The sequence below is a fragment of the Betaproteobacteria bacterium genome (assembly GCA_016713305.1).
Classification (GTDB): domain Bacteria; phylum Pseudomonadota; class Gammaproteobacteria; order Burkholderiales.
Genome location: JADJPK010000014.1, coordinates 41,890 through 56,064 on the forward strand (window position 1 = coordinate 41,890; position 14,175 = coordinate 56,064).

Below are 14,175 nucleotides of genomic sequence, written 5' to 3' on the forward strand. Positions count from 1 at the left end.
GCCCACGATGACCCACGCCCGCATCCTCATTCTGGACTTCGGTTCCCAGTACACCCAGCTCATCGCCCGCCGCGTGCGCGAGATCAGCGTCTATTGCGAGATCCACCCCGACGACGTCTCCGACACTTTCGTTCGCGAGTTCAAGCCGAGCGGCATCATCCTGTCCGGCGGCCCGTCGTCCGTCATCGAGGGCGAGTCCCCCCGCGCGCCCCAGGCCGTCTTCGAGGCCGGCGTGCCCGTGCTGGGCATCTGCTACGGCATGCAGACCATGGCGGCGCAGCTCGGCGGCGGCGTGGAAAACGGCCTCGTCCGCGAGTTCGGTTACGCCGAGATCCGCGCGCGCGGCCACTCGCGCCTGCTGAAAGACATTCAGGACCGCGTGAACACCGAAGGCCACGGACTGCTCGACGTGTGGATGAGCCACGGCGACAAGGTCACCGCGCTCCCGCCCGGTTTCAAGACCATCGCTTCCAACGCCGCAACGCCCCTCGCCGGCATGGCTGACGAAACCCGCGGCTTCTACGCGCTGCAGTTCCATCCGGAAGTCACGCACACGCTCCAGGGCAAGTCCATCATCGAACGCTTCGTCCACGAGATCTGCGGCATCGGCTACGACTGGACCATGCCCAGCTATGTGGACGAAGCCGTCGGCCGCATCCGCTCCGAAGTGGGCAACGACGAAGTGCTGCTGGGCCTGTCGGGCGGCGTGGATTCCTCCGTGGCCGCCGCGCTCATCCACAAGGCAATCGGCGACAAGCTCACCTGCGTGTTCGTGGACAACGGCCTGTTGCGGCTGAACGAGGCGGAGCAGGTGATGGAGACCTTCGGCCGCAATCTGGGCGTGAAGGTCATCCACGTGGATGCGTCGGAGGAATTCCTCGGGCAACTGGCCGGCGTCAGCGACCCGGAAGCCAAACGCAAGATCATCGGCCGCGTGTTCGTGGATGTCTTCCAGCGCGAATCCGCCAAGCTCTCGCGCGTGAAGTGGCTCGCCCAAGGCACGATCTACCCGGACGTCATCGAGTCCGCCGGTGCGAAGACGAAGAAGGCCCACACCATCAAGTCGCACCACAACGTGGGCGGCCTGCCGGAGACGCTGCACCTGAAACTGCTGGAACCTCTGCGGGAGCTTTTCAAGGACGAGGTGCGCGAACTGGGCATCGCCCTGGGATTGCCGCACGAGATGGTCTACCGCCATCCGTTCCCCGGTCCCGGCCTGGGCGTGCGAATTCTCGGCGAGGTGAAGCGCGACTTCGCCAATCTATTGCGCCGCGCCGATGCCATCTTCATCGACGAACTGCGCAAGCACGGCTGGTACGAGCGCACCTCCCAAGCCTTTGCCGTCTTCCTGCCCGTGCGCTCCGTCGGCGTGATGGGCGATGGCCGCACCTACGAACACGTCGTCGCCCTGCGCGCCGTCCAGACGCAGGACTTCATGACCGCCCACTGGGCCGAACTTCCGCACTCACTGCTCGCCACGGTCTCGAACCGCATCATCAACGAGGTGAGGGGGATCAACCGGGTGGTGTACGACATCAGCGGGAAGCCGCCGGCGACGATTGAGTGGGAGTAGGGGGACGAACCGGCCCGTCGGGGCTGTCTCCAGCCTCGTTGCGTCGGGCGGCGTGCAAGCCGCGATAGGGAAGGAGCGCCGCACGGGCGAAGCGCCTCACGAAGTGTTCGGTATCACCTTGATCGTTTCCTCGGGGCTGGTTGGCGATGGGTACGGGGACGCGCGTCGGGTCCTTGGTTGTAGATACGGACCTCCGCGGAAAAGCGTCGGATCGCGGCATGACCGGGTTGAGGTTCCCGTCGCTTGCTGGCTTCTGGTTGGGTTGATCTTCACTGAACAGCGAATATCGCCATCTGGTGAAATATCGGATGCCGCGCCTCCCCGAGGCGTGCAGGGCACAAGGTGGGGCGGCGCTTCTTCGCTCGCGCGGCCCGCTCTGTCATCACGACTGGGAGGCGCGTCTGGGCGCCGGGTCACGTTGTCCTGCACCGGGCCTGAGGCTCTGCGCGGCATCGAGATAACGCGCTCTTGCACGATAACATGACTCGTGTTATCGTGCACTCGCTATGTTAGATAAAACCCGTGCCAAGCGTGACGACGACGCTGCCGTCCACGCGTATCTGCATGAAACCTTGGGAATCGCTCCCAAGGTTCGCGCGTGGGCGGGCGCCGGCAAGCTGCCCTATTTCCTGCAGGAAGCGTTCGAGGTCCGGGAGCTGAAGCTTCTGGATCGCCAGGTTCTCCTGGCGATCGATCAGCGGGCCGACCGACCGGGGCTGGCCAACGTTCGAGGCCAGATGGACAAGCTCCGGCAACTTGCCGGGATGCCGGTGGTCTACGTCACCCGCACCCTCGCGTCCTACGAACGCAAGCGCCTCATCGAGCAGAAGGTGCCGTTCCTGGTGCCGGGCAACCAGCTCTATCTGCCGGAACTCGGGATCGACCTGCGCGAGTATTTTCGCAAGCCGACGGGCGCTGCACAGACCGCGCTCAGCCCAGCGACGCAGGCGATGCTGATCGCCGTCCTGTTGCGAAGGCCGTGGCGCAACGAGTGGCAGCCCGCCGAGGTCGTCGGCGAGCTGGGCTACACCCCGATGACGCTGTCGCGAGCGGTCAAGGAGCTCACGGCCGCCGGCATCGCGACCCTGCGCACCGAGGGGAGGGTGCGATGGCTCCATACGGAGCGCACGGCCGCGGAGACCTGGGAGCGTGCGAGACCCATGCTGCGCAGCCCCGTCAAGCGTCGAGCCTGGGTGCTTCCTCCTCAGAAGACGAGGCCGCGTCCGTTGAGGCTCGCGGGTCTGAGCGCGCTCGCACGGTTTTCGATGCTCACCGAACCTCAGTGGCCGACCTACGCCGTCGGGCAGGCGGAGTGGAAGGCGGCGACACAGGCCGGCTTCGAGACGCTGCCTGAGCCGTTGCCGGGAGCCTGCGAATGGGAACTCTGGCACTACAGCCCAGCACTCGTGCGAGACAGCGATACCGTCGATCCGCTTTCCTTGACGCTCAGCCTGCAGGGCAACCAGGACGAACGTGTTCAACTCGCGCTCGATGAATTGAAAGGGCGCTTTCCGTGGTGAGGGGACTGGACGTCTTTCGTGAGCACTTCGCCGGCCACGCCGATCAGTTCGTGCTGATCGGCGGCACGGCCGCGACGCTTGCGATGGAAGAGGCGGGGCTCGAGTTTCGTGCCACGAAGGACCTGGACATCGTCCTCCACATCGAGGCGCTCAGCCCATCATTCGGCGACGTGTTCTGGCGCTTCATCGAGGCGGGCGGCTATGAGATCCGACAGGCCAGTGACACCGGGAAGCCAGTCTTCTATCGATTCCAGAAGCCGGCCGATGATCGCTTTCCCGTCATGCTCGAGCTGTTCTGCCGGGCCCCTGAGGCGATCAAGCTGGCCGAAGGAAGTCACCTCACACCGATTCCCGTCGACGAGGCCGTCGCGAGCTTGTCCGCGATCCTGCTCGACGATGCGTACTACGAGTTCATCCTTGCAGGACGCAGGGAACTCGACGGCCTGCCGTGGGTGGGCGAGGACAGGCTGATTCCGCTCAAGGCCAGCGCCTGGCTGGACCTTGGCGAACGTCAGGCCAAGGGTGAGCGGATCGACACCAAGAACATCCGCAAGCACGCGAACGACGTACTCCGCCTGTCGCAGCTGCTCACCCCGGACACTCGCATACCCGTCGCCGAGAGAATCGCGCAGGACTTGAACAGCTTCCTCGACGCGATCAAGGCAGATCGCTCGATCGATCCGAAGTCGCTCAAGATCAACAGCAGCGTCGGCGAGATTGCCGAACGGATCGCGCGGGCCTACGGCTTGGATCCACGGCGCGCGACGTGATCACGATTAGGTTATGTTGGCCGGCACCCGCGCAGCGTCACGTGCGCGGGACGCACTGAGCTGACTCACGATTCCGGGACGATCGACCGGCGCCAATCATCGTCCGCTGGTGTGCAGAAGTCCGATCGCCGATTCCATCAGTCCGTCGAAGCGGGGGATCCCTCTGGCCGCGGACCGGGATTCAACGATAGACGGGGCGTTTCCCTGCGGCGGAGTTTCTACGCGAGCCCCCGCGTGACCGCGGTGTGGGTCGAAGGGTAGAATTTGTCCTGCTCTTGGGGAGTAGTCGACCGTCGGCCTCGGCCGAGCGGGGCTCGCGTCAACACACTTGGCCTGTCCTGGCCATGGCACGAGCGGCGGGATGTCCGGCGAGACCATTGGCTGCGGGTCCCCTACCTGGCTGGGGAGGGGCGCGGTCATTCGGTTACTCGTCCCGGCCTGGAGCGTCCCATGGAAGCCTTGCTCGTCTCGATCGGCATCGTTGCGCTCGCCGAGATCGGGGACAAGACACAGTTGCTGACCCTCGTGCTAGCCGCGCGCTACAAGAAGCCCTGGCCCATCGTCGCGGGCATCTTTGTGGCGACCCTTGTCAATCATGCTATCGCCGGTGTGGTTGGCGCTTGGCTCACCAAGGTGATCGGCGCCGATGCCATGCGCTGGATCCTCGGGCTCTCGTTCATTGCGATGGCGGCCTGGATGTTGATCCCCGACAAGCTGGACGATGATGCCAGTGCGTCACGCAAGGTTGGCGGCGTATTCGTGACGACCACCTTCCTCTTCTTCGTCGTGGAGATCGGCGACAAGACTCAGATCGCCACCGTGGCCCTTGCCGCCCGCTTCGACTCCCTCATCGCCGTGGTCATGGGCACGACCATAGGCATGCTGCTCGCCAACGCCCCGGTCGCATTCTTCGGCGAGACGCTGGCCCGGCGACTTCCGGTGCGCGCGGTCCATGTCGCGGCAGCGCTGGTGTTTGCAGCGCTAGGCGTCGGCGTGCTGACTTTCGGCTAGGCGATGCTCGGGCTTCTCGACGCGCGATCGAGGCAGATCGCTCGATCGATCCGAAGTCGCTCAAGATCAACAGCAGCGTTGCCGAGATTGCCGGACGGATCGCGCGGGCCTACGGCTTGAGTCGACCCCGCAAGGCGTGATCGTCAACCGGCGGCTGGGAAGCGGCGAGCGTGCCCACATCGGTGGGAGCGTCTAAGACCGGACTCTCGTAGCGACGAGACGCAGCGCGCCGGCGTCGTTGAATAGCAGTCCGCGCGCCTGAACGACCGAACCGATGCTCACGTTTGCCGCACCGGTCAGCAGAGTCGTCGCACGCTGGTAGACCGTGACCGATGTCTTGCCCGTGAGCTTGGCGAAGGCCGAGTCGGCGGGCACCGTCAGGACGAAGGTGGCCTCCGAGCCCGACGGCGTGTATCCGGAGACCGTCCCCCGCAGCCCTTGCTGGGCCAGGCGCACCGACGTCGCCGTCAGCGTGCCACCACCGGTCATGCCGTGCATCCCCCCGCCCTGCATCCACTGCGAGGTGCTGAGCGCTTCGACGCGTTGCCCCGCGCTCACATTCGCGCGATCGAAGCGCGGTGTGAACGGAAGGTTCGCCAGGTCGACATTCAACGCGTCGATGGCGAAGGTCGTGCTGTCGCCGATGTTGACCGTTGTCGTGCCCGCCAGACCCGACGCCATCATTCCGCCGCTGGCGCCGTCGTGCATCACCAGCACCAGCTGCGTAGGTGGAGTGCCCGTCACCGTCGCAATCACGCCGCCGGACATCGCGCCGCCGGACGCCATGTGCGACTGGACGTGAGAGGCGACCCACGTACCGTCCGGCTGGAGGCTTGCATCCACGGAGACGATCTGTCCGGCGCCCATCCCGTGCTGGCCGCCCGTCCCTTCGTAATGCGTACCGCTATGGGTTGTCAACGGAATGCCGCTCAGGCCCTGCATCATCGACAGCGTGAATGCGTTGGTGCCGGTTCCGCCCACGACCCCGACAAGACCGTGCAGGCCGCCCTGTTCATGGTGCTGGCTGTTGGCAACCGCAGCGTTGTGATGCGCGGTCAGCGCGGGCGACATGCTCACGTTGCCCGCAGAGTCGATGCCGACCGAGGCCCACATGTTCATGTCGAAGTTGACGACCATAGGCGTCGCGCCGACCACCAGCGGGGAGCTGAAGGTGACGTGACTGGTCATCGGTCCCGCGACCTGTCGCTGCAGCGGCTGCCCGGTCGCGGGGTCCATGTGCATGACGGTGGCCGCGCCGAATGTCATCGTCGCACCCGTGTACATGCCGTGCGGGACGTTCGTGACGGCCAGCGGCGCGACGGTGCCCATCAGGTGCATCAGCTCCATTGGCCGCGGCGACGACAGCATGGTCACCGACTGGCCGTCCGCCCTGTGAAGGGCGACGGCGTTGACGGTGACGTTGACGGCCATCAGGCGATCGGCTGGATCGTCGCCGAGATTGATCTGGACCGGCGATGTCGCCGTGGTCGGCGCGGTCGTCGGTGGCGTGTTAGAAGTGGCTGGCGACGTTCCACTGCCGCCGCCACCACAGGCGGCCAGCATCAGCGCGGCCGTCATCAGCGCAAGACGTCTCATCGGTGCTCCTCTCGTGAAGCCCTATGAAACACCCCTCAAGACGTCGGCATGTTGCGATGCATCAAGTGACGTTGCGCAAATTCGAGTGAGGGGGAAGTCCTGCGCTGGCTCCGTTCCGGCGGCCCTACCAAGTGTTGGTGATCGATCGTACAGCCGCAAGGTGGTCGGCTGGTCGGTGAGTGCGCCAACGACCAGCTCGCTGGTCATCGACGCACTGACGTGGCCGCGTGGCGTAGAGGCAAGCCCGCCGCGTTGCTGCATCACTCCGATCGGGCACTACACCTGCAAGGATTGCCGCGGCGTCGCCGGCGTGTCAGTCGCGGTGGCGATACACCTCGACGCGCGCTGGCGGCAGATTGCCCCAGACACGGCTCTTGGCGACGAGATCGAAGCAGCCGGGTACGCGCGCGTGGCCGAGCGCGATCTGGTAGGTGTACTGCACGAGAACCCCGCCGCGCTCGAGCACTGCGCAGATCTGCGCTCCGATCGCGCGGACTTCCTCCCGGGACAGCGAAATCATCGGCAGGCTCGAGACCACGGTGGCGGCGGGCCCCCCGCCTTCATCGTGCGCCAGCAGTCGCGCGAGTTCGACCGCGTCGCCGCGGATCACGCTGACGCCGCGAAACGTCTCCCGCAAGTGGCGCGCGAGAATCGGGTCGCGCTCGACGACGATCAGCCGGTCCGGCGGCAGGCCGCGCGAGCAGCGCCGAGGTGATGGCACCCGTGCCCCCTCCGAGTTCGACGACGAGACCGGCGGAGGCGTCGACCGCGGCGGCGACCGCACGCGCGAGCCGCGGCGAACTCGGACAGCAAAGCGCCCACGGAGCGGGGGTTGCTCAGTAATGCGCGCATGAAAGCGCCAGCTGAGCGCCGCGCTTCGCGCCTGTCGCAGCACTCCTCGGCCTCGATCAGGCGACTTGCGGCTGTCGATCCGGGGCGGAGTAGACGCGGGCCATCCAGAAGCAACTTGCGAGCAGGACGGCAAGGACATCGCAGGGATGCGGAAACATCGGTAGCGAGTATCCGTCCGTTCAGGGCTCACGAATACTGCGTGGCCACGGCTACTGGATCTTGTCCAGCGCGTCGAAGACGATGCCCGGGGTCAGCAACTGCGGCAGCAAGGCCGCTTTCCCTGAGCGGTCGTACAGCACGTACAGCGGCACCCCGTTGCGCCCAAACTCGGCCAGCGCCTGCGTGATGCGCTCGTCGCGACTGGTCCAGTCGGCGCGCATCAGGACGACGCCGTCGGCAGCGAACCGGGCGCGAACCCGTTCGGTGTCCAGCACGGCCTTCTTGTTGATCTGACAGGTCACGCACCAGGCTGCCGTGAAGTCGACGAAAACCGGCTTGCCCTCACCATGCAGCTGAGCCAGCGTCTCGCGCGAATAGTCGATCCAACCATCGCCGAGCGCCACCTCGCTGGTACCCGCCGCTCCCGCGCCCACGATCGGGGTGAACGTCAATGCAGCGACCACTGCACCGGCCAGGGCCACCCAGCGGAACACGCTTGCGCCGCGCTGAGACAGGCCAAGCGCCCACAGCGCGAAGCCGACGGCCACCATAGCGCCCAGTGCCAGCGCGACCTCGCCGGCATCGACCTGCTGCATCAGCACCCACAGCAGCCAGACGCAGGTCGCGAACATCGGAAACGCCATCAACTGCTTGAAGATCTCCATCCAGCGCCCCGGCCGCGGCAATCGGGCCAGCCAGCGCGGAAACAGTGTCAGCAGCAGGTACGGCAGCGCCATACCGACGCCGAGCGCCGCGAAGACCGACATCGCGATAGCCGGCGGTTGCGTGATCGCATACCCGAGCGCCGCACCCATGAACGGCGCCGTGCACGGCGAAGCGACGATCACCGCCAGCACGCCGGTGCCGAAACTGCCGCGCCAGTCGGACTTGCGCGCCAGCGCGTCGGCCGCCTGCGAGTTGACGACGCCCTGCCCGAACGTGAACTCGAACACGCTGAGCAGGTTCAGGCCGATGACGAAGAACAGAACGGTCAGCGCTGCGATCACCCACGGCGTTTGCAGCTGAAAGCCCCAGCCGAGCGCCTGGCCGGTCTGCTGCAGGGCGAGCAGCAAGGCAGCCAGCAGCACGAACGAAAGCACGACGCCAGCCGTGAACGCGAGTCCATGCGCGGCCAGCGGACCGGACTGCGTGCGGTGTTTCGAAAGCCCGATCAGCTTCAGCGACAGCACCGGGAACACGCAGGGCATCAGATTCAGGATCAGGCCGCCCAGAAGCGCGCCGCCGAACGCAATCAGCAGCGTCATCGAGGCTGAGCTGCCAACTGGATCCTTGCCCGCAGTCTCGAAGGCGCTCGCCGCGACCGCGCCAGCAGAAACCGGCGCCTCGACTGTTGCGGTCCACCCGTTGGGAACGGCCGGCCCGCCGTTGGCGACGATCACGCCCTTCAGCGTCTTGAAATCGGGCGCGGCCGCCGTCGCCGCGGTCAGGTACACGGCAGTCTGCGTCCCTTCGCGCTTGAGGATCTGCGCTGCAGACGGTTCGATGCGGGCTTCTTCCAGCGGATAGAACTCGACGCGGTCCATCCGGCGGTCGCTCGGCAAGGCCAACGCCAGCCGGAGCCGCTTGCCGTCGAGCGTTGCCTGCGCCTCGGCGCCGGCCAGCGGCTGCGGAACCAGCGCGCGGGCCGCCGCGAACAGGCTCGCCGCGGCAGAAGGTTTGGCAGACTCGCGGACCGGCAGCGTGAGGCTCAACGTGGCCCCATTTGGAATGCAGACGTCCTTGCATTCGAGCCAATCCGCCTTCGCCTCGGCCCGCACCGTAACCGACCCGCCCGTCGCCAGGTTCTGCGGGACGCTCAGTGTGGTCAACAGCATCGTTTCGGTCTTGTAGCCGAAGTTCACCATCGGCCCTAGCGGCAGCCGCTGCGGATGCGGCCATTCGATCGGCCCCGCGCTGAAACCCGGCGGCAGTTGCCACGCGATCTGAGTGGGCAATCCGGCATCGCCTGGGACCTGCCAGTAGCTGTACCAGCCTCCGGATGGCACCAGCCTCAGGCCGACCAGCAGCGGCTGGCCCGGCACCACCGCATCCGTCGCCGCGAGTAGTTCACCCTTGATGTTCGCCGCGGGCGCACCGAAGCGAGGAAGCGATTCGATCTGCGCGGTCGCAGACGCAACCAGCCCGAAGCCGATTGCGAGCGAGCAGAAAACGGACCTCACTCGTGTAGACAGCATGCTGAAGGGCTCCAGTCGCATTCCATGGCTCGGCACCCCGGCTCGCTGCGGCGATTTGGCACGTAATCTGATCATCGTCCGCAGGTTTGGTTGCAGCGAATGGCCGAAAAGCGCGGCCGCTCGGTTAGTCCGTTTCCATGAAGCTCGGGCGGAGTCGTCTCGAGATGCCACTTCGGCTAACGCGGCCGCCCGCACTGACTGCAGAACTTCGAATCGGCCGACAATTTCGCGCCACAACCCGTGCACTTTGCGATCAGCGACGCGCCGCAACGCTGACAAAACTTCGCATCGGCCCCATTCGGCCCCCCGCACTTGCCGCAGGCGTTATCTGCGCTCGCCGGTGGCATATCCTGCTGCGGCGAATAGTCAGTCGGCGAACCGCCGCGCTGATAGCGATACCCGCCGTGGTGACTGCCGCCATGGCCGCGGCGGTAGCTTTCCCCGGGTGGCCGCCCAAGCCTCTGAGCAAACGCTCGAGAAAACTCATGACTCATGCTCCACGCGCTTCGGATCCTGTCGATTTCGCGCCGCCGAATCCGTGCCGTGCCGCAGCCTGTTCGCAGGCTTCGCGCTCGACCTGGACCGTCGAGTGGTGGATGTCGAACCGTTCGGCCAGCAGTGCGCGCAGTTGCCGCACCAGCTCGAAGGGTTCGGCGGTCGTCGGATTACCGACCACGTGCACTGTGAGGCTGACCTTTCCACTCGAGATCGACCAGACATGCAGGTCGTGGACGCCGGCGACGCCGGGTATCGAAGCAATCGCCCGTTCTACCTCGTCCATCCCGAGGCCTTCCGGCACTCCTTCCAGCAAAACGTTCAGGCTCTCACGCAGGAGAGTCCAGTGCGCGGCACCACCCACAGGCCGATCGCCACGGCGATCACGGAGTCGACCGCCGACCATCCGGTGAACCGGATGATCAGCGCGCCGACAATGACGCCGACGGAGCCGAGCATGTCGCTCCACACTTCGAGGTAGGCGCCCTTCACGTTGAGGCTGGATTCCTTGCCAGCACTGAGCAGGCGCATGCTGATCAGGTTCACCACGAGCCCGAAACTCGCTACGACGAGCATCGTGATCGAGTCGATCGCCGGCGGTTGCTGAAGCCGCCGGTACGCTTCGATCAGGATGTAGATCGCGACCAAGAACAGCAGCACGGCATTGAAAGTCGCGGCGAGAATCTCGAAGCGGTAGTAGCCGAAGGTCCTGCGGCCGTCGGCCGGGCGCTTGCCGATGCGGATGGCCGCGAGTGCGATCGCGAGGCCGGCCGTATCCGTGAACATGTGCGCCGCATCCGATATCAGCGCCAAGCTGCCGGAGAGCAGGCCACCGACCACCTCGGCAATCAGGAAGGAGCCCGTCAGGCCGAACGCCCACCACAGAGCCCTTTCGTTGCCGGTCGTCCGGTGCGCGTGACCGCTTCCCATTCGTGAGATCCGTCGTGTGTGACGGTGCGTGGCCGCTACCGTTACCCGTTCGCGTACCCTCGGAGCCGCTCAGGCAGGAGCGTAATCACGACGGACAGCAGCGAAGATCAGCGCGGCGGCGTTGAACACGATACCGGTGTCCGCGGAATTGAATGCCGGCCATCGATCATTTTCCGTCTTTCTTCAGCATGTCGCCGCTCGCCGTGGCAGCGCGCACCTTCGCCTTGACCTCGATCGTCTCGCGCTTGCCGCCGCTTTCAACGACCAGCGTCACGGGCACGACATCACCGTCCTTCATCTGCTGCTTCAGGTCCATCATCATCACGTGGTAGCCGCCGGGCTTCAGGTCGACCGTACGACCCGCAGGCAGCGCCACCGACTGCACGGCGCGCATACGCATGACGTTGTTCTCCATCTTCATTTCGTGGATCTCGACGACACCCGCAACCGGCGAGCGGGCTTCGATGAGCTTCGCGTCCGTGGCCGACCTAAGTTGCATGAAGGCGCCGGTGGACATCTGCTGCGGAACGGTGCCTCGGATCCACGGGTCGCCGACGGTGACCTGAGCGGCAGCGGGAAGCGTGACGGAAAGCGCGACGCATGCGGCCGCGGCGTAACGAGTCGATTTCATGCGAGGAATCCTCGGTTCGAATAAAGGCGCGCGCTCGGCGTGCGAAAAAGACCGCTGGCACTCAGCGGCGGGATTCGGGCAGCGTCGCGGCGGGACAGCGTAGGTGCCCTTTCCGGCGCGTCTTGCACAGGTGCTACTGCTGGAACCGGTGCCTGCGCCAGCGCGATGACCGTGTTGGCTGGGCGCCCCACGGATGCGCGTGCCTCGTCCGCGGCACTGCAGTGATGGGAAACCGGTGCGGCGTACAAAGTCCCAAGCGCCGAGGAGCCCAAAGGCGTCAGCGCGCGAACTTCTGCAGATACCCGAGGATGGTTTTCATCTCTGACTCGCTGGGCACTTTCACTCCGCGCCACCCCGAGGCGTTGAAGTTGCTGATGTTCGTCGACATGCGCGCAGTGACAGCCGCCCACTCGGCAGCGGCGTGAAGCTCGGGCGTCGGTGCGGCGTGACATTGGGTGCAGTAGGTGGTCACAAGTTTCGCGCCCGCTGAGGCAGGCTCGGGCAATGGTTTCGCGGCCTGCCCGTTTGCCATCGGTCCGCCCCACATCCAACCCATGCCGCGCATCGACTGCATGTTGCGGTACATGTCCTGCCAGTGTTCCTGCAGCAGGCGCTGGCGTTCGGCCGGGTCGGTGGTGGACTGGATCTTCGCCATCTGATCGTGCATCCGCTGCATGTTCTGGAACATCTGCGAGCGGTACTGTTCGGCAGTCATGCCAGGAGGCAGCTGCCATGCGGCGCCGGGCATGCCGGTCATCGGGCAGCCCATCATCCAGTCGCCCTGAGCGCGCGGCCCCATCATGCCGCGCCCCATCATTCCGGGACCCATCATTCCAGGGCCCATCGGAGGAGGTCCCGAAGTCGGAGGTCCCCATCCGCATCAGGGCATGCCCTGCATGTGTCGCATGTAGTCCTGCATGGACTGCCAGTGCTGGCGCATCTGGCTGTGCTGCGACGCCGCCGCCTGGGTGGCACTCAGCTTGTCCAACTGTTGCTGAATCGCGCGAATATGTCCTTGAAGCTCCTCGATTTGCGCGTTGCTGGGAGCGGTCTGTCCGGGCTTTGCATCGGTCGCAGCAGCAACTGCCAGGTTGGCCTGAGGTGTCAGTACTGCAATCAATGCCGCAGCAACTGAATTCGCGAAGATTCGCCGCATTTTCATGACTACCTCCTCCATCAAGAGACGCTCTTTCCGAAGCGGACAGTTTTTCCGATCGACGTAGTTCGATCGCTTACGTTCTGGCACGACAACCTGCGAGATCCTCGTCGCGGTGGGCTACTGGCCGTACGCCAGGCGAGTTTCACTCTTGACCAGCGCCTTCAGCTGTTCCGGCCCGAACTGCGGCAGAGGCTTTCCGTTGACGAAGAACTCCGGCGTTTTCGTCACTTTCAGCGCGACAAGATCTTCCCGATCCAGTTTGAGCGTTTCAGTGATCTTGGGGTTCTGCAGGTCCGCCTTGGCCCGTGCGATGTCGACTCCCACGTTGCTGATGATGTTCCAGACGAGCTCGGGCCTCGGATTGTCGTGCGAGGCCCACATGGACTGAGACGCGAGGACCGCTTCCAGCGCCTCCCAGTACTTGCCCTGCAGTCGCGCCGCCTCGAGGATGCGGACGATCTGGTCGGACCCCTGATGCAGCGGCGCATAGCGCACGACCAGACGCACCTGTTGGCCAAAACTCGCCGTCACAAGACTCTTGACCAGCGGTGCCATCGCGCCGCAGGTCTCGCACGCAGGGTCCAGGAACTCGACGATCGTGACCTTCGCAGATTCGCTGCCGAAAATCGGCGAATGAGGGCGAACCAGATTCGCCGACCTGCTGCTTGCCAAACCAGCGCGCTCGCTGGTCTGCGACTGTTGGTAGAGCTTGCTGCCGCCGATGAAAGCCACCGCGGCGAGCACGATGGTGCCTATGACGATCAACGATTTACTCATCCTGATTTCCTCGATTTCAAGATCCACAGCAGAATCACGATCAGTGCGAATGCCGTCAGCGAAAGAAGCGGCAATGTGATAAAGCCCAGCAGTTCCAACTTGACCTCAGCGCACGACGGCCCTTGTCCGCACGGCACCATATCCTTCGGCACCAGGCCCCAGACCAGCAAGGTGTGATACGCCGCGATCGCTGTGCCGACAAGTGCCAGCGGCAGCGCATAGCGCACGACCCGAGCATCGAACGGGAGCAGGGCGAAGCCGAGCATCAGCGCGAGCGGGAACATCGCGATCCGCTGGTACCAGCAGAGCACGCATGGTTCCAGCCCCATGATCTCGCTGGAGAACAGCGCCCCGAGCGTCGAAACAAGCGCGATCAGCCAGGCGGAGAACAGCAGTGCCCACTGGGCGCTGCTCGGAGCGGGATGGACCGGGCTCATGCTGAACTCGCGCGCAATGAGAAGCGCTGGGCGAGGTATGGCAATAACTCGCGGCCGGATGCTGCACGCC

At 65.3% G+C, this 14,175-nt stretch carries 11 protein-coding genes and 3 pseudogenes; 4 read left to right on the forward strand and 10 right to left on the reverse strand.

Going from position 1 to position 14,175, the window contains the following annotated elements:
- The first annotated feature begins 7 nt into the window (after positions 1-7).
- From guaA to IPK20_17225, 4 genes are all read left to right on the forward strand, one after another.
- Positions 8-1,573: a glutamine-hydrolyzing GMP synthase gene (gene guaA, locus IPK20_17210; protein ID MBK8018284.1), complete on the forward strand. Its 1,566-nt coding sequence runs from the start codon at positions 8-10 to the stop codon at positions 1,571-1,573.
- Between the two features lie 506 nt (positions 1,574-2,079).
- Positions 2,080-3,093, forward strand: coding sequence for a hypothetical protein (locus IPK20_17215; protein MBK8018285.1), 1,014 nt, complete (start codon positions 2,080-2,082; stop codon positions 3,091-3,093).
- Entirely contained in the window at positions 3,087-3,863 is a 777-nt protein-coding gene (locus IPK20_17220) for a hypothetical protein (GenBank protein ID MBK8018286.1), read from the forward strand. The genes IPK20_17215 and IPK20_17220 overlap by 7 nt, the downstream gene beginning before the upstream one ends.
- A gap of 450 nt (positions 3,864-4,313) precedes the next feature.
- The gene (locus IPK20_17225; protein MBK8018287.1) at positions 4,314-4,874 is read left to right on the forward strand and encodes a TMEM165/GDT1 family protein; all 561 of its coding nucleotides are present in this window, start codon (positions 4,314-4,316) and stop codon (positions 4,872-4,874) included.
- A gap of 192 nt (positions 4,875-5,066) precedes the next feature.
- On the opposite strand, the gene IPK20_17230 is transcribed toward IPK20_17225, so the two are convergent.
- The 10 genes and pseudogenes from IPK20_17230 to IPK20_17275 form a co-directional block, all read right to left on the reverse strand.
- Entirely contained in the window at positions 5,067-6,470 is a 1,404-nt protein-coding gene (locus IPK20_17230) for a DUF4382 domain-containing protein (protein ID MBK8018288.1), read from the reverse strand.
- 313 nt (positions 6,471-6,783) lie between these two features.
- Positions 6,784-7,322: pseudogene (locus tag IPK20_17235) on the reverse strand (methyltransferase).
- Positions 7,323-7,531: 209 nt separating this feature from the next.
- Positions 7,532-9,661, reverse strand: coding sequence for a thioredoxin family protein (locus IPK20_17240; GenBank protein MBK8018289.1), 2,130 nt, complete (start codon positions 9,659-9,661; stop codon positions 7,532-7,534).
- A gap of 191 nt (positions 9,662-9,852) precedes the next feature.
- A pseudogene (locus IPK20_17245) lies at positions 9,853-10,163 on the reverse strand (zinc ribbon domain-containing protein).
- A gap of 3 nt (positions 10,164-10,166) precedes the next feature.
- Positions 10,167-11,101, reverse strand: a pseudogene (locus IPK20_17250) (cation transporter).
- 166 nt (positions 11,102-11,267) lie between these two features.
- Complete coding sequence (locus IPK20_17255) at positions 11,268-11,732, reverse strand: copper chaperone PCu(A)C (GenBank protein ID MBK8018290.1); 465 nt, start codon at positions 11,730-11,732, stop codon at positions 11,268-11,270.
- A 277-nt stretch (positions 11,733-12,009) separates the two neighbouring features.
- Positions 12,010-12,549: a hypothetical protein gene (locus IPK20_17260; protein MBK8018291.1), complete on the reverse strand. Its 540-nt coding sequence runs from the start codon at positions 12,547-12,549 to the stop codon at positions 12,010-12,012.
- Between the two features lie 63 nt (positions 12,550-12,612).
- Positions 12,613-12,894, reverse strand: a complete 282-nt coding sequence (locus IPK20_17265; GenBank protein MBK8018292.1) for a hypothetical protein — start codon at positions 12,892-12,894, stop codon at positions 12,613-12,615.
- 114 nt (positions 12,895-13,008) lie between these two features.
- A complete protein-coding gene (locus tag IPK20_17270) occupies positions 13,009-13,668 on the reverse strand; it encodes a thioredoxin domain-containing protein (GenBank protein ID MBK8018293.1) in 660 nt (219 codons plus the stop codon).
- Positions 13,665-14,105, reverse strand: a complete 441-nt coding sequence (locus IPK20_17275; protein ID MBK8018294.1) for a disulfide bond formation protein B — start codon at positions 14,103-14,105, stop codon at positions 13,665-13,667. The genes IPK20_17270 and IPK20_17275 overlap by 4 nt, the downstream gene beginning before the upstream one ends.
- Between the last annotated feature and the right edge of the window lie 70 nt (positions 14,106-14,175).